Source organism: Flavobacterium sp. GSB-24 (assembly GCF_027924665.1).
GTDB lineage: Bacteria > Bacteroidota > Bacteroidia > Flavobacteriales > Flavobacteriaceae > Flavobacterium.
Window position 1 is genome coordinate 1,334,793 of sequence record NZ_AP027043.1, and the last position, 20,210, is coordinate 1,355,002.

The following is a 20,210-nucleotide window of genomic DNA, read 5'->3' on the forward strand; positions in this document are numbered from 1 at the left end:
TGTATATTTTTATAGTTGATATGGCAGTTTATAAAACCGTTTGGTTCTAAAGAAGAGTAAATATTTTGCAGGCCAGCTCTACCAGAGCTACGAGTGCAGTAACAATAATTTTGATCATCATTTTTTATTTAGCGTCCATAAAAACATCAACATTACGTTGGTTTAATTTCTCAGAAAATATAACTCCGTCTTTCATGTGAATGGTTCTTTGCGAAAAAGAAGCATCATAATCAGAGTGGGTAACCATCAAAATTGTAGCACCTTTAGCATGTAAATCGGTTAAAAGTTCCATCACTTCATTACCATTTTTACTGTCTAGGTTTCCAGTTGGCTCATCGGCCAAAATAATTTTCGGATCATTAACCAAAGCTCTTGCTACGGCAACCCTTTGCTGTTGTCCGCCCGAAAGCTGCTGTGGAAAATGTTTCAAACGATGAGAAATATTCAGTTTCTCGGCAATAGCTTCAATTTTTTGTTTTCTTTCAGAAGCTTTTACGTTGTTGTAAAGCAGCGGTAATTCGATATTATCGTAAACAGAAAGTTCATCGATTAAGTTGAAGTTTTGAAAAATAAAACCGATATTTTCTTTTCTCACCTTAGCTCTTCCTTTTTCCTTTAGACCAATCATTTCCTGATCTAATAATTTATAGCTTCCGTCGCTCGCGCTGTCCAAAAGTCCGATGATATTCAATAGAGTTGATTTCCCGCAGCCAGAAGGCCCCATAATAGTTAGAAAATCTCCTTTTTTTATTTCTAAATTAATTCCGCTTAAAGCAGCAGTTTCGATTTCTTCTGTTCTAAAAACTTTGGTTAAATTCTGAATTGTGATCATAATTTTTTAGGTTTTGAAATGTTATTAAATACGTTTTTTGATTGATGATTGAAACGATGATTTTTTTGTTTTTTTGTTGTTTCAAGTTTCAGGTTTCAGGTTGGTTGGCGGCGTGAAACCTGAAACTTGAAACTTGAAACAAAAATTACTTGTCAAGCGAAAGCTCCTCAATATCTTTATAGTCAGAATAAGAAGAAGTAATTACAGATTCGCCTTCTTTTATACCTTCTAAAACTTCATAGTAAGCAGGATTTTCGCGTCCTAGTTTTATATTTCTTCTTTCGGCTTTGTTTCCTTTTACCACAAAAATCCATTTTCCTGCTGTTTCCTGATTAAAACTTCCTTTTGGAATTACAAGAGTTTTGTTCTTTTCAGATAAAATTAGTTTCACGCCAAAGCTAAGTCCGTCTTGCAGTGCAATATCTTCTTTTGAAGTAAAAACCAATTCAACTGTAAAGTGGCCGCTTTTTACTTCTGGGATAACTTTAGTAACCAAAACCTCAAGATTTTTTCCTTTGTATTCGACTTGGCCTTTTAAGCCTTCTCTAATTTTTTCTAAATAAAACTCATCAACATCAGCAGAAAGTTTGTAACCGCGTTTTGAATCGATTTTTCCAATGCTTTCCCCAGCTTGAAAAGTTTTTCCTAAAACAGGTTCAAAAGAAGTTAATCTTCCAGATTCTGGCGCTGTGATTAAAAAATTCTTTTTGTTGTTTCTAAGGATTTCCAAACTTTTCTCCATAGTTTGAATCGAACGATTAATTTGAGAAATCTGAATTTGATTGGTTTGTTTCTCTTTTTGAATACTCTGCTGAATCGTTCTTTTACGTTCTTCCTGAAAACGAAGACTCTCCTTAAAAGTATTCCAATCGTTTTTCGAGATTACATCTTTGGCAAACAGTTTAGCATTTACATCGTATAATCTTTTGGCGTCGTTGTAATCATGTTCGATTAAAACAAAATCTTTGGTTAAATTTAGTTCTTGATTTCGGATATTTAATTTCCCAGTATTTAAGTTGTTGATTTGTTCGATAATAGCCGTTTCCTGAGTCAAATAATTCAATTCTGTATTCGGATTGTATAAACGAGCCAGCGATTGCCCTTTGGTCACCATTGCACCATTTTCTACAAAAATTTCTTTTACAGAACCACCTTCAGTAACGTTTACAAGCATTACATTTAAAGGTTCAACTTTTGCCTGAAAAACAACAAAGTCTTCAAAAAAAGCTTTTTCAGCTTTTTGAATTACCAATTCTTCAGTTTTTACATTTAAAGTTCTTTTGGTGTTAAAAGCAAAAATGATGATTACCGCCAAAGCTAAAAAAACAGCAATTGCTATTGCGACATATCTAAATTTTTTACTTTTACGAGGAATTATCTTGTCCATTTTTTCAATATTTTACTGATAATCAATAGGTAAATACTGTGCCATAAAATTTATTATTTGTAAAGTCTTGATTTTAAAGAAGCTTTTAAAACCGCTTTGAAAAACTAGTGTTCGATAATGAACAGTTGACCGTTCGGAAGCGGACAGAAAAAATACCACATGAGAAAGAAACAAGCCCAAATATTAGTTGTAGACGATCAGGAAGAAATTCTTTTTTCGGCAAAAATGATTCTTAAAAAGCATTTTGAGACGATTTTTACAACAAATAGTCCCAAAAAAATCATTTCAATTTTAAGCGAAAATGAAATAAATGTGGTTTTGCTTGACATGAATTACCGAATTGGTTTTGAAGATGGGAGGGAAGGAATTCATTGGCTGAAAGAAATTAAAATACTTTCGCCCCAGACTATTGTGATTTTAATGACGGCTTTCGGAAAAATTGAAACGGCTGTAGAAGGAATAAAAATTGGAGCTTTTGATTATGTTCTAAAACCTTGGAACAATGAAAAACTCTTAGAGACAATTGATAAGGCTGTAGTTGAAAGCAGAAAGAACAGCAAGAAAACATCTTTGGATAAAAATGAAAAAACCGAAAAGAAATACTTTGTCGGAACTTCGGCCAAAATAAAACAAGCCTATTCCATAGCTGAAAAAGTAGCCAAAACGGATGCCAATGTTTTGATTTTAGGCGAAAATGGAACTGGTAAATATGTTTTTGCCGAATTTATTCATCAGCATTCTGAAAGAAAAAATCAGCCTTTTGTACATGTCGATTTAGGTTCGTTAAGTGATAATTTATTCGAAAGCGAACTTTTTGGTTATGCAAAAGGAGCTTTTACAGATGCAAAAATTGACACTCCCGGACGTTTTGAAAACGCTTCAAACGGAACGATTTTCTTAGATGAAATCGGAAATATTCCGCTTCATCTTCAGGCTAAATTACTTCACGTTTTACAAACTAAAACCGTAACGCGTTTGGGCGAAAGCAAACCCAGACCTTTAAATGTACGTGTTATTGCCGCGACCAACAGCGATATTAAAGCCGAAGTAAAGAACAAAACTTTTCGCGAAGATTTATTGTATAGAATAAATACGATGGAAATAAATCTGCCATCCCTGCGCGAAAGAAAAGACGATATTGTGCCAATGGCAAATTTTATCCTGCAACAGATTGCAGAAAAATACAATCAGGGTCCCGACGTTTCGGGATGGCGTTTTGATGACAATGCAGCTCCATATTTAGAGCGATATCCTTGGAAAGGAAACGTTCGTGAAATGGAAAATAAGATCGAACGAGCTTTAATTTTATCTGAAAACAATACAATTTCTGTAATCGATTTGGATATTCTAGATTTTGAAGAAATTCAGGAAAACGATGAAAATCCGTTGTCTGAAATGGAGAAAAGCGCAATCGAAAAAGCATTATTTAAACATAACGGAAATATTTCTAAAACAGCCGAAGAACTAGGTTTGTCACGCGCCGCCCTGTATCGAAGAATCGAAAAATACGATTTAAAGAATTAGACTTAAAATAAGTTTTGTCACAGATTTAGACGATTAAAAATGATTATTATATGCTGCGCGGTTTAGATTTAATTTAGGTTGATGATTAAGATCAATCTTTTTAATTCTTAAAATCTATGGCAAGAAAAAATAAAACATGAAGAATTGGAAATTTTATAACGCTTTGTTTGTAAGGGTTTTGTTTGTCATGATTCTTTTTTTATGCAGTGTTTTGCTGCTTTACAAAGGATTTCGATTCAACGCCATTTTAGCTGGTTTTTTTGTATTGATTTTTCTGTTCGAAATGTACTTTTTTGTCAAGAACCAATTATTGTTTTATGACAAAACGATAAACTCCATTTTGCACAATGACTTTTCTACGCATTTTCAAGAAGAACATAAAAAAGACAATTTCAAGAGTTTATATCTTTTGTATGATACTTTAAAAGTTCAAAAACAGGAGCAGACTTCAAAAGAATTGATTTATCGTTCGATATTAAACAGTATCGATACTGCAGCTTTAATTTTAGAAAAAGACAATGATACTTGGTCAATTTTTATAATGAATGACTGCTTTTCGAACTTATTCAAAGTGCCGAAAGTGAGTCATTGGAAATACCTAAAAAATTATATTCCTGCGCTTTGCAGCGAAATCGAAAATGTTGGTTTTACAGAACTAAAAACTGCTATTTCGATCAAAATTGAAGATCAAGATCTGCAGACTTTTATGCTGCAGACTTCGCATACATCAACGTATGATAAAGAATATTTTATTATTCTATTAGACAGCATTCAGCGTGTTATTGAGAAAAAAGAAAAAGAAGCGTGGATTAATTTAATGAAAATCATTTCGCATGAATTAATGAATTCATTAACTCCGATTCGGGCGCTTTCACAGAATTTACTTCACATTGTAGATCAGGAAAAGCTCGAAGAAGATGATTTTGAAGATATTAAAAGCAGTATTTCGACCATTATAAACCGGAGCGATCATTTACAGGTTTTTGTTGAAAATTATAGAAAACTAGCCATGCTTCCGACACCAAATAAACAAATGACGCCCATTAATGCCTTGTTTGAAGATTGTCTGCGAATTATGAGTCCGATTTTGAAAGCAGAAGGCATCGAATTGGTTAATGAAATCAATAGCTCCCGTTCTATTTTGATAGATAAAAACCAAATGGAACAAGTGATTATTAATTTGATTACCAATAGTATTCATGCTTTAAAAGAAAAAACTGAAAAGAAATTAATTCTTTCCAGCTATACCGAAAACAATCGTTTCTTTATTATAATTTCTGATAATGGAAGAGGAGTAGATCCTGAAATTAGAGATAAAGTTTTCTTGCCTTTCTTCACAACTAGAAAAGACGGCGCTGGTATTGGCTTGACGCTTTCTAAAAATATCATCGAAGCGCACGGTGGTTATTTAAGCTACCAAACCGATGAAGAGAAAACAGATTTTGTTATTTGCTTGATTTGATTTTTTTGAACCATATAAGTGATATAAGTTCATTTAAACATTGCGTATAAATTTTACGCAAAGTTATTGGTATTTAATCGCGCAAAGACGCAGAGTCGCAAAGGAAAACTTAAAAAGGAAAACTTAGCGGCTCTGCGTCTTTGCGCGATTAATTGATAAAGTAAAGCAAACTTAAAACGAACTTATATGGTTCAAAAAACTTAAAGTTCGACTTCTGGTTTCCAAAAGTGTTTTTCTAAATCTACAATTTGGTTATTGACAACTTTAATTCCTTCGTTCTCTAAAAGCTGCTGCATTAAATTCGTTCCGTCAAAGTGATGCTTTCCTGTTAAAAGTCCTTTTTGGTTTACGACTCTGTGTGCAGGAACATCGTCCATATTATGGCAGGCATTCATTGCCCAGCCAACCATCCTGGCAGAACGGGCGGCTCCCAAGGCTTTTGCAATTGCACCATAAGAAGTTACTTTTCCGTACGGAATTTGTCTTGCGATTGTATAAACTCTTTCGAAAAAATTTTCCTCAGACATGATTTTATCATTTTGCCACATATTAAACTACAAGTTTCACGCATATTTTAAAGATTTAAGCAGATTAAAATTGAAGCAAAACTTAATTAATCTGCAGCATAAATATCTGTTTGAATCTGCAAAATCTCCGTGAAAAATTATTCACCACAAAATAGAAAATTATTTTAATCCTTTCAATCTGTGTCTATAAAATTAACCGAAATAATAATTTAAAATATTAAAAAGTGTTACAATTGCAACCAAGCCCGTAATGCTTCCAATGATAGTATTCATATTTCGCATCAGGTAATCGGTTTTCTTTTCAATTCTGCCGAAGAAGGCAATATAGCTGTATAAAACGGCAAATGAACCTATTACCGAACCGAGCACAAAGGTAAAAATGATATTGTTTTCGAATACAAAAAGATGGTACGAAGCCAAAGTGACACTTACCACAACATAATAAGGAATTGGAAAAAAGTTTAAGCTCGAAAGCAGCATCCCGAGGAAGAATCGACTTTTTTTACTACTCTTCTTTATTTTTGATTTTTTCTTAGTTATCGGATCTTTTGCAATAAACAAAAAGTAAATTGTAAGTATAGAAAATATAACAAAACCTACTTCGCGCAAAAGCGTTACCACATCTGGACGGTTGTCAATTACACGAGCAAATAAAACAGCTACATAAACTTGGAAAAAAATCACCAAAACCGCACCAATAACAAACCAAAAAGCATTCTTTTTTCCTTCTTTCAAGTTTATTTTGGCTGCTGTCATGTTGATTAATCCTGGTGGAATAATCCCAATAGCGGCGGCAATAAAACCTGAAAGTAATGGAGTAAGATATACCATTCAGTTGTTTAAGTGGTTAAAAGATAGTTTTCAGAACTAAAATTAGTCTTTAATTTTGAAACGAATATACGTAATTGCCTTGTTAATTTCTAAATATTGTTTCTCATAAAATGTCTGGATTGAAGTTACAACTTCTGGGCTTCCTTCATTTTTGTAAACATTATGATTAGCATATAAAACTTCGTGACCTTCACCATGAAGCAATCCAAGCGTATATCCGTGCATAAATTCGCTGTCGGTTTTAAGGTTTACGACACCGTCTTTTTTCAGGATCTTTTTGTATAATTTCAGGAACTCAGAATTTGTCATTCTGTGTTTGGTTCTTTTGTATTTGATCTGCGGATCTGGGAAAGTAATCCAGATTTCATCTACTTCATTTTCAGCAAAAATATGATCGATCAATTCGATTTGAGTACGTACAAAAGCAACATTATGCAAACCGTTTTCAACAGCTGTTTTAGCACCACGCCAGAAACGCGCGCCTTTAATGTCAATTCCGATAAAATTTTTGTCTGGGTATTTTTCAGCTAATCCAACAGAATATTCTCCTTTTCCACATCCTAATTCTAAAACTAAAGGATTATCGTTTTTAAAGAAATCAGAATTCCATTTTCCTCTTAAGGGCATTAAATCGCCCACAACTTCTTCTCTGGTTGGTTGAAAAACGTTTTGAAATGTTTCGTTTTCTCTGAATCTTTTTAGTTTATTTTTACTTCCCACTTTTACAAAAATTTTCCGCAAAATTAAGGAATATAAACGAATGGATAAGATGTAATTGCGGTTTAAATTTTATCAGCCACGAATTTCTATGAAGTATATTTTGTTTTGCCACGAATTTCACAAATTTTCACGAATCAATTTTAAACTGATTGCGAAAAGAAATTAGTGAATATTAGTGAAATTCGTGGCAACAAATATTAACCGTAATGAGGTTCTGTAATTGGTTTAGATTTTGGATCTAAAGTTTCGTCGTGTTGTGATAAATCCAATCCGATGTGTTCTGACTCCTCAGAAACCCTTAACGGAATAATGAAATTGGTTACTTTAAACAAGAAATAAGCTCCGAAGAAAGTAAAGATTGAAACCAATACCAATGCCATCATGTGATGTCCAAAAACATTCCAGCCTCCGTGAAGTAAACTAGCATTTTCTCCGTGAGCAAAAATAGCCGTTAAAATCATTCCCATAATTCCACCAACACCGTGACAGGCAAAAACGTCAAGTGTATCGTCAAATCTTTTTGAATATTTACAATTTACAGCCGTGTTAGAAACCAAAGCCGTTACAAATCCGAAGAACATACTTTCTGGTACAGAGATATATCCCGCAGCAGGGGTAATCGCCACAAGACCAACAACCGCTCCGATACAGGCACCTAATGCAGAAACTTTTCTTCCGTTCATTCTGTCAAAGAAGATCCACGTTAACATTGCGGCTGCAGATGAGGTTGTAGTAGTTGCAAAAGCCATAGCGGCTGTTCCGTTGGCAGCAAGAGCAGAACCAGCGTTGAAACCGAACCATCCAAACCAAAGCATTCCAGTTCCTAATAATACAAATGGAATATTGGTTGGAATATGCTGACTGTTTTTTCTTTTTCCTAAAACAATAACACCAGCTAAAGCAGCAAAACCAGAACTCATATGAACTACAGTTCCTCCTGCGAAATCTTTTACTCCAAAATAGCTTCCTAAAACACCTGTCGGATACCAAACGGCGTGACATAAAGGAGCGTATATAAAAATGGTAAATAAACTAATGAAAACTAAATAAGAAATAAAACGAACACGTTCTGCAAATGAACCCGTGATAATTGCCGGACATATAATGGCAAATTTCATTTGGAACAAAGCAAAAAGCATGAACGGAATCGTATTTGCCAATTGTTTATGAGGCAGAACCCCAACATAATCCATAAAAGCAAAAGTTGTCGGATTCCCGAAAAAGCTGTAAAAATGATCTCCAGAACCAAAACCAACCGGTTCTCCAAAAGCAAGACTAAAAGCTACCACAACCCATAAAAGCGTTACCACTCCTAGACAGATAAAACTTTGAAGCATAGTTGAAATTACATTCTTTTTACCAACCATTCCGCCGTAAAAGAAAGACAATCCAGGTGTCATGATGAGTACCAGACAGCTTGAAGTAAGCATCCAGGCAACATCGGCAGGAACAATATGATCTGTAGTTCCAAATTCTGATAGGACATAACTATTTTCTGTTACTGTTGGCCAAAATGCACCTATCGTACATACGACACTGATCATGATAAAGGAAATAATCCAGCGTTTTTCTATTTTCATTTTTAAAATACTTTGTTAACCCTATTTTTTTTGGGGTCAAAGTTAAAAAAAAATAAAGATTCTTGTTTTGAAGGCTGTTAAAATAGAGGTGTGGGCTTTATTTTGGTTGATTTTTTAAAATAAGGGGTGTTTTTTTGACAGTATCCTATTTTAAAGTTACAAAAAAGTATCGTTTTTGCCGAATTTATTAAAATTAATTTCTCAATACGTTTCGTAAAGTGCTATAAAAGTTATGTTTATAATAAGAAAAGCCTAAAATGTTTTATTTCTTTTGAAGCTTTGCTATTAAAGCATCTTCAATTGGAGATTTGATTTTGGTTACAGCATCAACTTCGTCATTCGGAATGGTCATGGATAAAACATAATGCTGGATTTTCCATTCTTTACCCACTTTTACCAAAACTCCAGAACCACGGCAGATTTTCATTTGAGTGTCCAGCAATTCGTCAAACCAAGCTAATTTTCTAGTTTTGTCAAAAAAGATGTGGCGTTCTAATGCTTTAAAATTCCATGTTGTTCCTTTATCGAAATACGGTTTTGCCCAAGTTTTAAAATCCTTTTTCTGCCAATTTTCGGTTGCATCGGTTCCTATATAAATAGCATCGTCTGCCAAAGTATTGAAATAAGCATCAAATTTTACGTCGGCAGCGGCTTTGTGCCAAGCATCTAATGTTTGATTTATTTTGTCTTTCTCAGTTTGAGCATTTGCAAAAGAAGCAACGAATAACAGAAGTAAAAATGTTTTTTTCATGAGATGTATTATTTGAGTTTAAAGGTATTAATTTTTTTGAACCATATAAATGATATAAGAAAGTGGAAGTTTTATAATTCTGGTTTAACGCAGATTTTAAAAGATCCAAGAAAATAAACACAGATTAATTTCTAAAAAAATCTGATATGGCGTAATCACGAAAAAACGATTATATTTGAGAGATTTTTAAATACCGCCCCAATGAATCCAAAAATACTTATAAGTTCACTCGCTATAACTTCTCTATTATTTGTTTCTTGTAAAAAAGAATTAGAGCCTCAAGAAAGTACAGCAACCTCTGAATTGGTAAGGTTAGGACTTGCAAAAGATACTACAAAAGCTGCAACATCGGTTGTACAAACTCCAGCTGCAAACCCTAATACAGTTTTGAGCGATACAAAAGGACTTAACCCAGCACACGGACAGCCAGGACACCGCTGTGATATTGCGGTTGGAGCACCTCTAAATTCTGCACCAACACAACAAGTACAAGCGACTCAAGGACAAACTGTTCAAGTAAATCCGACTCAGCAAAAGGTAGTTACAACTACAGCTACGCCAGTTAAAGTTGCCAAAGGAATGAATCCGCCGCACGGACAGCCAGGGCATAGATGTGATATTCCAGTTGGAGCGCCGTTAAACTCACCTGCAGCAAAAACTACTGCCACAGCTTCAAATACAGCACAAAGCGGATCGGTTTCTCAAAGTTTTACCGTAACACCTCCACCATCAAATGCAGTTCCGGCATTGTTAAGTACAGAAAGTACCGATAACGCAGTAGCAGACGGACTAAACCCAGCACACGGAAAACCTGGACATCGCTGCGATATTGCAGTTGGAGCTCCGCTGCCAAAGTCATAAATCAGTAATCGAATTGATATAAAACAAAAAGGACGTTTCATTTGAAACGTCCTTTTTTATAGAAATAAGCGCCAATATTAATGTGCTTTTATTTTTTCAAAAGTTGTAGTCAACGATTTTTTAATTTTTGCCAAAGCCCCGCTAAATGCTTTTTCAAGCGTATCAGCGTGTTCTGTAACAGTGATTGGCTGTAATTTTACAGGACGAACTTCGATTACGCATTTTTTGTCTTGCAGACTGAATTTTTCTCCATTTTCATCTCCAAAATGAACTTCTATTCGGGTAATTTTATCCTCAAAACGAGCTAAACCTTTTTCTAATTCTGCAGAAAAGTAACTTTCTAATCTTGCATGTCCATCAATATTCTTGTCGGTGTTGATTTGTACTTTCATAACGGATTATATTTAATGATTGTTTCTCAAATCTATCCATTTTAGAAGGAAAAGCCAAGTGAGTTAAGGAAATATTATGAATTTTCGGGAGATTTATTTTTCAATTTTGTAATTTAGATTGCAACTTAGAATCAATAAATTTTAATAAAGAAAAAACTTACAATTTATTTTTTGTTTTCGTATGTTTGTACTTCCTAAATGCAAAATATATGAATACAAAAAAAATTATTGCCCGTGTGGTATGGTGGCGGTATTGGAAACAATCGCAACGCTCTTTGCAGCGTAGGACACCTAATCTATGCGGGTTTTATATTTCCTAAATGCAAAATTATGAGTACAAAAACCTTTTCAAAAGAAACAGAATTAAGGTTAACTGAATTCTTCAACAATTCTATTGATGCCAAAAGTATGGCAAAAAGCATTCGACAAGTAAATTATATTCTTGCCTTAAATGTAATGCACGAAACTGAATTTCTGCAGCAAGAAAATATCAGTCTGGATGAAAGCTTTTACTGGCTGAATAAATTGGCGGAGATTTTAGATCCTTATTTGGATGTTGAATAGAAATTAAAAAAGCCACTGGGAAGTGGCTTTTTAATTATATACTATTACTAGTTTTCTGGGTAAATAGTATTGAAGTAGTTTTCGAAAGCTTTACATAATAACTCTTTATCAATTTCTAATAATTCTTTTCTAACATTCGACCCTTTGATATACTTCTTATCATTTTCGGAAATTTCTTCACCATCAAGTTTTTTTGTTAAAATGTTGCTAAGTAAAACACTATTGCATTGATAGTATCTTGGATAAAATTTCTCAATAAATGACCAGTAATCAAATTTATCTTCTTCTTTTTCTTTTACAACTTTATGATTATTCTCTTCAAATTCTTTTATTACTTCAAATTCTAACCAGCCAACTGCTTCAGCCATTCCTCTATAAAAGGCATTCCTTTCTGATTGAGTTTCAAAAGTGTATTTTTTTACATTAATCACCTTTTCGAAATCATCAAAGGATTGATTGTTATAATATTTTGTTATTTGCTCTTTGCCAAAAATTATTTCTGTTATAAATTTCATTTTTTAAAAATTGTTGTTTGATGAAAATCTAAATATTCTTTGGAGGGAAGGAATCTGTCAGGTAAAAGGATTGATTTATTTTGATACTTTAAAAAGAAATCTTCTACAGCATTATCAAATTTATAATCGCTGAAGTACTTGGAGACTTTTATTTTATAATCGGTTGTAATAGTTATGAAGCCTTTATCGAAAGCTTTATCATGAATTGAATTTATACAAACTCCATTATGAGGATTTAATCTAATTTTGTCATCTTTAGCCCAGGGAATTATATGGCTTGCAACAAGGAAATCTGGAATTGATAATCCTGTTATGCAACATTTAGAATTGTATGATGAAAGAATTGTTGAGCGAAAGAAATTCTGATTGACTCTTGCTTTTATAATTGCTTCTCTCTCTTTGCCTAATGGTAAATTATCGAGATCAATTTTTGAAGTTTTTTCAATAGGTTTATTTGCAAAATTAGAAATAATTAATTCACTTTCGTAGCCGAGATTTTCCCAATTGCTACTAAATTCATCCCAAACGATTTTATCAAGTTTACTTGCGTTCGCTAATCCAACAATTCCTTTTGCTTTTAATTCTAAATCGAAACTTCCAAAGTTTCCGATTTTCATTTTTAAGGAATTAGCGCTTCTGCCTATGATCTTAGAGATCCGGATTATCTCAGGATGATTTGATGAAACTCTATTAAATGGAATTTTGCAATACGTATTTAAGGCTACTACTGTTTGTTCTCGAGTCCAATTTTCTACTGCCATGAATTATTACTTGTATTATTTATCTCACGTAAAAATATAAAAATATTTAAGTGCTCTTTGAAATCTATAAAAAGACTTTTTTCAAGAAAAAAAATTACCCCTTATCCTTCTTCCCCCACTTAATCTTCATTTTCCCATCATTATCATAGGCAATCAAATGGAGTACAATTCCGCGTTCGCGAACGGCTTTTCGTTCTTCTTTAGTAGAAAGACTGGCATCGTTTTTGGAATTTCGAAGCGGAATCGTAAGCGCTAGATTTGTGCCTCGGCCGAAAGAGTAAATTCCGTCTATGTCAAAGTTTAAGACACTTGAGCTTATGGTTAATTTATTAATGTCGATTTGCTCTCCGCGAAGATTAAGCGAACCCGATAAGTCGCTGAAAGTAATATTCTCAACATCACGTCGCGGAAAAGCAAACTTGCCAATTTTTACAATAGGATCAAAGTTGAGCAGCGCGCCTTGATTGACATTAAAATCTAATTTCCCTTTCATGGAGTTGACAATCAAATCGCCTTTGCTGTTCATTAAACCCACAACATTAGCATTGCTTGTTAGTCGGCCGCGAATATTTTTTGGACTGAAAGATTTGATTCCGAAGTTGTTGAAAGACCTTAAAAAACTCGCAATATCTACACGACTTACTTGAGCTGTCGAACTAAAAATATATTGGTTTCCACTTGGCTGAATGGCCCCATTAAAGGTAATACTGCCGCCAGAAGTCTGTAAAGTTCCATTTTTAAGAAGCAATTTAGAATTCAGCATTTGCAATGTTGCTTTTGTGTTGGTTGCGGTAAGCGAACCATAAGTAATTTTATCGGCTTTTAGATTAATCACCGCAATACATTTCTCGATTACCGATTTTAGCTGATTCGTAAAATTGACATTTTTCTTTTTTACTTGTTTTTTCTGAGCCATTTTTTGAGACGGAGAATTTTTCAAAATGCCTAAAAATTGTTTAACATCAATATTCGGGCAGTAAATATTCCAGTTTACGACCATTTTTTCTGGTGCGTCGTAATAGAGATTTAGAAAATTATCGATTCTTCCGTCAATGCGGATGATGTTGTTTTTATGTTTGTAAGCTATTTTCTTGATAAAAAGCGCTTGTTCTGTAAACGATAACTGTACAGCCGTTTTTTCGGCATGAATATTTTTCGGAATATAATCAAATGTGGCGTTATCGATATCTACTTCGCCCGTAAAGCGGGGTTTGTTGATGTACAAATCGACAATATCAAATTGAAAATTTAAATTAGCTTTTGCATGTCCGCTTTCAAAATGCAGTATTTTTTCATTCGTCATTCCGTTAAGTTTTGAAATGTCAAAATCAGAATTTACGAATCCAGTTGCAATGGGTTTTTCCAGATTATTAATAACCGCCTGCGGAATCTGCAGTGGAATATTTTCATAATCGGCTTTAAAACGGGTTAAAATAATCGCAGAGTTAGGATCGCTAAAACCTTTTTCTGGTTTGAAATTATTCGTAAATATTCCTTTGAAACTGCAATTGGTAAACAAGCCATCGGGAATTGTAAGTTCGTTATTTCTAATATCAGCCTGAACCACAATTTTTGGATCTCCTTCGACATTCAGATCACCTTTAATATCGCAGTTGACTTCGATCGGTTTTTTTAAATCAAACTGATTGAGTTTGGAACTGATATTTCCCGACAATAAATTAGAAGCATTTTTCCATAAAATATTAGTTTCAATATTGATTCCGAAAAGCGAATTTTGTTTTCCGATATTAAAAAAAGCCACAATATCAAAAGCATCAGAACCAATTTTAAGTTTCTGGGTTTTAATGTCTATTTTTTGATGTTCTTCTGAATAGGAAATATCAAAATTACCTTCGAGCATTTTTTCTTTTGCAAAACTTCCATGAACAGTATTAAAAGCAAGACTATTAATTTTTGTTTTTAAAAATAAATTAGTGTGCCAGTTTTCATCATCGTAATCCACTTTTGAATCTAAGCTCGCGACATCAAAATCAAATAATTTATGACCCAAATGATTAGCAATAATGACATGAACATTGTTGAGGTTTACTTCATCAATCGTTGTTTCGGGTTTTTCTTTATTGGTTTCTGCTTTTTTCTTTTTTGGCTTAAAGATGTTTACGTTGGAATAACCATTTTCGGCTTTGTAAATATAAATTTGAGCATCGTTAATTAGAATTTTATGAATGTTGATTTCGTTGTGCAGTAAACTCCAAATATTTAAACGAGCTTCTATTTCGTTGGCTTTTAATAAAGTATGTTTATGACTTTGCCATTGATTGTCTTTTATTTCTACTTCTTTTAAAGCCAAAGTAAAATTTGGAAAGCCAGTTAAGAACTTATAATGGAAATCGGTAACGTGAAATTTTCCATTAATATTTTCATTGATTTTATGATTGACTTTAGCAATAATTTCGGCTTTATTTTGATTGAAATAAATAGACAAGCAGCCACAGGCAATTAAAAGTATTGCGACTAACCCCAGAATAAAAAATCCAAACCGTTTGGCATATTTTTTAAAAGGATCAGACTGAAGAAATGTTTTTATTTGAAGTAAAATTTGCTGCATTTAGATTAAATCTTTTGGAGTATTAAAGATACTACAAAAAATATTAACATTTTATTAGTTTGGTTTTCAGTTTAATATGTCGTAAATTGAGTTATCAAAAAACATTCTAGAGTTGATAATAAATGACAATACATTTATAATGAAAACTAATTTAGTAATCGTGTTTGATTTGTTTTAAATTTTTAAATTTGTACTGTAGTTTGAAAGTTAATCATTCAAACATAATTTTAATCTTAATATATTATGGCATTAGCAATAACAGATGCTACTTTTGATGAAGTAGTTTTGAAATCAGATAAACCAGTAATGGTAGATTTTTGGGCAGCATGGTGTGGTCCTTGTAGAATGGTTGGTCCAATCATTGACCAATTAAGCGATGAGTACGCTGGTAAAGTAGTTGTTGGTAAAGTAGATGTAGATGCTAACCAAGAATTTGCTGCAAAATATGGTGTGCGTAACATACCAACCGTTTTGGTTTTTCATAACGGTGAAGTAGTAGGAAAACAAGTAGGAGTTGCTCCTAAACAAACCTACGCAGATAGTTTAGACGCTTTATTGTAATCTTTAAAAGGTTACGATTGATATAAAAAAGGTTTGACGAAAGTCAGACCTTTTTTATTGGATTTTTTTGGCAGAATTTTTTAAAAATAAAACTATGTATCTATGTGTTTAAAAACAATAGTAAAAGTAGTTCCAGCATCTGGTTTAGAATTCACTTCTATTTTACAATGAATAGCCGTTGCTAAATCGCGAATTAAATGCAGACCCAAACCAGATTTGATTCCGATAACTTCAGATTCGTCGTATAGCGCTTTAAATTTTTCCTGCGTTCCACCTGGTCCATTATCAGTAATTGAAAGATAAGTTTTTTGATTTTCCTGCCAGGCTTTCCAGATGATTTTTGCATTTGGAGTTTTGTCTAAAGCTTTAATCGCATTTCCAGTAAGATTTCGAATAATGGTTTTTAAATAATTTTCGTCTGTTTCTAAAATGATATTTTCTGGATTTTCAAATACCATTTCAATATTTTCTATACTCGAAAAATGTTTTTTAGTTTCTTCAAATAAAGCATTGATTTCGGTTTTTCTAAACTGTGGTTTAAAGTTTTCCATCTGTCCTTTGCTCCAAAGCAGAATATCTTCCATCGACGATAATAAATTTTCGGCGCCGGTTGTAATTTTATGCTGCATTCTGATTGCAGTTTCTTCGTCGATTAATTCGGGATTTTCTTTTTGAAGATGCAGAAAATGAATCAAGTTTGAAACTGGGCTTCTCAAATCATGATTTAAAATACTAAAAAATCTTGCTTTGATTTTGTTCGCTTCATCCAATTCTTGGTTTAAAGCCTGAAGTTTCAAATTGGTTTTCTTTCTGTTTTGATTTTGTTTGAATAATAATAACCCGATAATACAAACCAAAGTAATTCCAGAAATTAAGAAAATGCGCTGTATTTTGGCATCTTCAATTTGAATATTTTTGATTGTATTCTCCGTAGAAAGATATTTGATTTTCTGCTGTTTGGTTTTGTTCTGATAACGAGCTTCGGCATTTGCAATATTCTGTTTAGCAGACTGTGCCATCATTTCGTCATTGTTTTTGCTGTAGATTTCGTTATAAAAATAAGCTTCTTTCCATTGCCCGAGTGCGGCATAACTTTGAGATAGTTTTTTATTAATCATAACAAAAGACTCTTTGTCATATTTCAAAGCCTTTTCAGATGCTTTTTTTAATACTTCAATGGCCTTTTTATGTTCTCCTTTTTCGTTTAAAACCTTTCCGAAATTGGTATTTGCTTCCATTATAATATCCGGATCATTCGATTTTTGAGCGTAGAAAACAGATTTTTTTGCAAAATTATAAGCTTGGTTTATTTTGCCTTCGTCTGCAAAATGCTCCGACATGCTTCTATTAGCAAAACTCAAATTGATAAAAAGAGAATCTTTTGCTGTTGGATAAGTATATACTAAATTGTAATATTTTCGAATGCTGTCTTTTTGCTTTAAAGCAACATAGCTGTGCAGGTAATAGTTGCATAAAAAAGCACTTACATACGGAGAGTTTTTTACATACGGTTTGGCTTCGTTAAAATATTCTATTGCTTTTTTAAACTGCTTCATTTTGGTATAAGCGCTCCCAATTTGAAGATACGATATTCCTATGTTTTCAGTACTCGCTATGTCTCTTTTAAGCAGTTTTTTGTATGAAATCGCCTTTAATTGATAATCAATAAAAGTTTCATATTCCGAGTTATTCTGGTAGTATTCGGCGATACTCCCGTTTAAAACAGATTTTGTATAATCGCTTTTGGTAGTATCCACAACTCGTTTAATATATTTTATCAAAGATTTGCCTTTTGCAGTATCCTGAACGGAATAATAAACATAATTAAGACGCATCAAAGCAGTGGTCTCGGTTTTTAGATGTCTGGCTTTGCGGGCGTACTTCCAGGCAATTTCATAATTTTCTAAAGCTTTCTGATATTGATTGTTGGTAAATTCATATCCGAGTCCTCTTTGAATATAAAACCGGCTTAAATAAGCATTATGATTTTTAGCAAGAGAAATTCCTTTTTCTGCCGCAGTTATGAGTTTAGGATAATCTTCTGCATCAAAGATTTTTCGAGTGTATGCAAGCCAGATTTTAAGTTTCTCATTTGTCGTGCTGTAACGTGCCAAATTAGGTTCCTGCTGTGCAAAAGCATTCCAACTTATAAATAAGAGCAGCAAGAACTTGAGATTTCTCATGCAATTAGATTTAAGTTTTCCTTGTAACTTCTTCCAATTGGTATTACGGCATTATTATTCAAGATAATTTCGGTTGAATTTATCTTTTGAACATATTGTTTCTGGACGGCATAACTTCTGTGAATACGCACAAAAGATTGAAAATGATCTTCTTTCAAAAGATTTCCAATGCTCGAAAGCACACAATGTCTTTTTCGTTCTGTAACTACCAAAGTGTAATCTTTTAAAGCTTCGAGATACAAAATCTCATGCAGCTTAACTTTGGTCTGTTCGTGGCCTTCTTTAATATAAATAGTATCACCGCCAATACTGGCTTCAAACAAAGAAGCTTTGAGTTTAATTTCCATAAACTCTTCAATACGATTTACAGTTTGTGTAAAACGATCAAGCTTTAAGGGTTTTACAATAAAATCAAGAGTTTCAATCTGGAAACTTTCTACGGCATGTTCAGGATGCGCCGTAATAAAAACACAAACTGGAATTTCGAGAGTTTGTTTTCTAAACTCAATTCCGTTTAAACCCGGCATATCAATATCCAAAAATAAGATGTCGATTTTCTCTTTCTCTAAAAAAGGAACAGCATCTTCAGCCGATTCAAAAACCCCTAAAATATCCAGAACAGGAAACTTCTTAGCATAAGAAACTGCTGTAAGTCTATCAATTTCGTCATCATCAACAATAATACAAGTGTATTTTTTCATCATTCAAACTTAATTTATGTTGTCTGTCTATTTAAAATGTTGTTCGTCTATTGGCTGTTTTTAGCTTGAACTCTTTGGTGCAAATTTGTCCTGTAATTAAATCACAAGGAAAAAAAAAGTTCCTGTCGATTGTTGCAAAAATAAAGCTATTGAATTAAAAAAGAAGTATTTAATTAATTTTTTAAAACCAAATTGTTATGAAATTTTCAAAAACCATTTTTACAATTTTCTTACTAGCCATTTCTACAATTTCATGCAGCGGCGATGACGGAACTGATGGTGTTAATGGGGCAGACGGAGCGCCAGGAGCAGCCGGGACAGCAAATGTTATTTACAGTGCATGGTTAACAGCACCAGCAGCAGCTGCAGAAACAATAGACGGTACTTCGGGAATGTCTACAACTATTAATGCGCCAGAACTATCAGCAGACATTCTTTCTAAAGGAACCATATTAGTGTATGTTTCTTTTGGATCAGGTACTTACACAGTGCCATACACATCTACCGCAGGAGGATTCGTAAATACAATTACGGCTATTTCTAATCTGCAAAAAATCAAATTATTTAGATTTAGACATGATGGAGGAGGAACAGTAAACCTGCCAACAACGCTTAACTGGCGATATATTTTAATTCCTGGAGGAGTAGCGACCACCGCAAAAACTGCAAAACTGGACTATTCTAAAATGAGTTACGAAGAAGTTTGCGCACATTTTAACATCAAACCTTAATTCTGAAATCAAATAAATCATTAATTAAAAATATATATTATGAAAGTTCTAAAAACTATTTTGACCGTTTTATTAATTGCCGTTTCTACGGTTTCATGCAGCAACGATGACGATAAAGATGCTGTTAAATATAATGAAGAAAATCCTCTAGATGCTTATATGGCAGGATCTGGATTTAGCCAGAAAGCTGTTGATGTAAAAAACTCAGGAATTTATGAATATGGTTTTAGTTTTAAACCAACCGTAACGGGAAAAATAAACTCCTTGATTGTAAAAATTCCAGATGTAAATCCAACTTTAAGAGTTACTTTATGGGATGCTGCAACCAAAACAGTGATAAAATCTGAAACTATAAATGTAGCTACAGCTAATGTTACAGTCGAAAAAGCAATTTCGCCAATCGCACTAACTAAAGATAAAGAGTACTTTTTTACAGTAAATAGTGACGACTGGATCAACAGAACAAAAACAGATGGATCTGCAGCGACTTATCCAATTGTGGCTGGAAATATCACTATTACAGGATATGCGTATATCTCAAGTACAGCTGCAGAAACTATTTTCCCAACAAATGCACGTAATACCTATTATGCAGGTGACGTTACATTTAAATTTCAACAAACAGAATAATTCTTTTTTTGGATAGCTTTGAATTAGTAAAGGAAAAGGTTTGGCGGTAGTCAAGCCTTTTTCGTTAAAAATACAGTTTGTTTTTTTTAGACTTGACGGGTTTTTAAAACCTGTTAGGTCTTTTTTTG

General features: G+C 33.3%; 20 protein-coding genes. 7 read left to right on the forward strand and 13 right to left on the reverse strand.

Going from position 1 to position 20,210, the window contains the following annotated elements:
• Positions 1–124 precede the first annotated feature (124 nt).
• Together QMG60_RS06040 and QMG60_RS06045 are read right to left on the reverse strand one after the other, a co-directional pair.
• Positions 125–832: an ABC transporter ATP-binding protein gene (locus QMG60_RS06040; RefSeq protein WP_057115876.1), complete on the reverse strand. Its 708-nt coding sequence runs from the start codon at positions 830–832 to the stop codon at positions 125–127.
• Between the two features lie 145 nt (positions 833–977).
• A complete protein-coding gene (locus QMG60_RS06045) occupies positions 978–2,219 on the reverse strand; it encodes an HlyD family efflux transporter periplasmic adaptor subunit (protein WP_281867204.1) in 1,242 nt (413 codons plus the stop codon).
• 159 nt (positions 2,220–2,378) lie between these two features.
• On the opposite strand from QMG60_RS06045, the gene QMG60_RS06050 reads away from it, so the two are divergent.
• Positions 2,379–3,743: a sigma-54 dependent transcriptional regulator gene (locus QMG60_RS06050; protein WP_281867205.1), complete on the forward strand. Its 1,365-nt coding sequence runs from the start codon at positions 2,379–2,381 to the stop codon at positions 3,741–3,743.
• A gap of 136 nt (positions 3,744–3,879) precedes the next feature.
• On the forward strand, positions 3,880–5,205 hold the full coding sequence (locus QMG60_RS06055) for a HAMP domain-containing sensor histidine kinase (protein WP_281867206.1): 1,326 nt from the start codon (positions 3,880–3,882) through the stop codon (positions 5,203–5,205).
• Positions 5,206–5,405: 200 nt separating this feature from the next.
• On the opposite strand, the gene QMG60_RS06060 is transcribed toward QMG60_RS06055, so the two are convergent.
• The 5 genes from QMG60_RS06060 to QMG60_RS06080 all read right to left on the reverse strand — a co-directional run bounded on the left by QMG60_RS06060 (position 5,406) and on the right by QMG60_RS06080 (position 9,614).
• Positions 5,406–5,732, reverse strand: coding sequence for an MGMT family protein (locus QMG60_RS06060; RefSeq protein ID WP_281867207.1), 327 nt, complete (start codon positions 5,730–5,732; stop codon positions 5,406–5,408).
• Between the two features lie 192 nt (positions 5,733–5,924).
• Entirely contained in the window at positions 5,925–6,563 is a 639-nt protein-coding gene (locus QMG60_RS06065; protein ID WP_057115888.1) for a LysE family transporter, read from the reverse strand.
• Positions 6,564–6,605: 42 nt separating this feature from the next.
• Positions 6,606–7,283 (reverse strand): tRNA (guanosine(46)-N7)-methyltransferase TrmB, encoded by a 678-nt coding sequence (trmB, locus tag QMG60_RS06070; protein WP_057115891.1) that lies wholly within the window; start codon positions 7,281–7,283, stop codon positions 6,606–6,608.
• 197 nt (positions 7,284–7,480) lie between these two features.
• Positions 7,481–8,863: an ammonium transporter gene (locus tag QMG60_RS06075; RefSeq protein ID WP_057115893.1), complete on the reverse strand. Its 1,383-nt coding sequence runs from the start codon at positions 8,861–8,863 to the stop codon at positions 7,481–7,483.
• 262 nt (positions 8,864–9,125) lie between these two features.
• The gene (locus QMG60_RS06080; protein WP_281867208.1) at positions 9,126–9,614 is read right to left on the reverse strand and encodes a nuclear transport factor 2 family protein; all 489 of its coding nucleotides are present in this window, start codon (positions 9,612–9,614) and stop codon (positions 9,126–9,128) included.
• Between the two features lie 201 nt (positions 9,615–9,815).
• Between QMG60_RS06080 and QMG60_RS06085 the strand changes: the two genes are divergently transcribed.
• Complete coding sequence (locus QMG60_RS06085; protein WP_281867209.1) at positions 9,816–10,475, forward strand: hypothetical protein; 660 nt, start codon at positions 9,816–9,818, stop codon at positions 10,473–10,475.
• Positions 10,476–10,552: 77 nt separating this feature from the next.
• Here the strand turns inward: QMG60_RS06085 and QMG60_RS06090 are convergent, their stop codons facing one another.
• A complete protein-coding gene (locus tag QMG60_RS06090; RefSeq protein WP_057115896.1) occupies positions 10,553–10,867 on the reverse strand; it encodes an HPF/RaiA family ribosome-associated protein in 315 nt (104 codons plus the stop codon).
• Positions 10,868–11,197: 330 nt separating this feature from the next.
• On the opposite strand from QMG60_RS06090, the gene QMG60_RS06095 reads away from it, so the two are divergent.
• Positions 11,198–11,431: a hypothetical protein gene (locus QMG60_RS06095; RefSeq protein WP_281867210.1), complete on the forward strand. Its 234-nt coding sequence runs from the start codon at positions 11,198–11,200 to the stop codon at positions 11,429–11,431.
• A 47-nt stretch (positions 11,432–11,478) separates the two neighbouring features.
• On the opposite strand, the gene QMG60_RS06100 is transcribed toward QMG60_RS06095, so the two are convergent.
• The 3 genes from QMG60_RS06100 to QMG60_RS06110 all read right to left on the reverse strand — a co-directional run bounded on the left by QMG60_RS06100 (position 11,479) and on the right by QMG60_RS06110 (position 15,276).
• A complete protein-coding gene (locus QMG60_RS06100) occupies positions 11,479–11,946 on the reverse strand; it encodes a hypothetical protein (RefSeq protein ID WP_281867211.1) in 468 nt (155 codons plus the stop codon).
• Positions 11,943–12,707: an HNH endonuclease gene (locus QMG60_RS06105; protein WP_281867212.1), complete on the reverse strand. Its 765-nt coding sequence runs from the start codon at positions 12,705–12,707 to the stop codon at positions 11,943–11,945. Before QMG60_RS06105 ends, QMG60_RS06100 begins: the two co-directional genes overlap by 4 nt.
• A gap of 94 nt (positions 12,708–12,801) precedes the next feature.
• Positions 12,802–15,276, reverse strand: coding sequence for an AsmA-like C-terminal region-containing protein (locus tag QMG60_RS06110; protein ID WP_281867213.1), 2,475 nt, complete (start codon positions 15,274–15,276; stop codon positions 12,802–12,804).
• A 243-nt stretch (positions 15,277–15,519) separates the two neighbouring features.
• Here QMG60_RS06110 and trxA point away from each other — a divergent pair, with 243 nt between their 5' ends.
• Positions 15,520–15,837, forward strand: coding sequence for a thioredoxin (gene trxA / locus QMG60_RS06115; protein WP_012023423.1), 318 nt, complete (start codon positions 15,520–15,522; stop codon positions 15,835–15,837).
• A 92-nt stretch (positions 15,838–15,929) separates the two neighbouring features.
• On the opposite strand, the gene QMG60_RS06120 is transcribed toward trxA, so the two are convergent.
• Entirely contained in the window at positions 15,930–18,020 is a 2,091-nt protein-coding gene (locus QMG60_RS06120; protein ID WP_281867214.1) for an ATP-binding protein, read from the reverse strand.
• A complete protein-coding gene (locus tag QMG60_RS06125) occupies positions 18,017–18,724 on the reverse strand; it encodes a LytTR family DNA-binding domain-containing protein (RefSeq protein WP_057115902.1) in 708 nt (235 codons plus the stop codon). The genes QMG60_RS06120 and QMG60_RS06125 overlap by 4 nt, the downstream gene beginning before the upstream one ends.
• A gap of 194 nt (positions 18,725–18,918) precedes the next feature.
• Here QMG60_RS06125 and QMG60_RS06130 point away from each other — a divergent pair, with 194 nt between their 5' ends.
• Both QMG60_RS06130 and QMG60_RS06135 read left to right on the forward strand, forming a co-directional pair.
• Positions 18,919–19,452, forward strand: coding sequence for a hypothetical protein (locus QMG60_RS06130; RefSeq protein ID WP_281867215.1), 534 nt, complete (start codon positions 18,919–18,921; stop codon positions 19,450–19,452).
• Positions 19,453–19,491: 39 nt separating this feature from the next.
• Positions 19,492–20,082 carry a hypothetical protein gene (locus tag QMG60_RS06135; RefSeq protein ID WP_281867216.1) on the forward strand — a complete coding sequence of 197 codons (591 nt, stop codon included), beginning with the start codon at positions 19,492–19,494 and terminating at the stop codon, positions 20,080–20,082.
• The last annotated feature ends 128 nt before the right edge of the window (positions 20,083–20,210 follow it).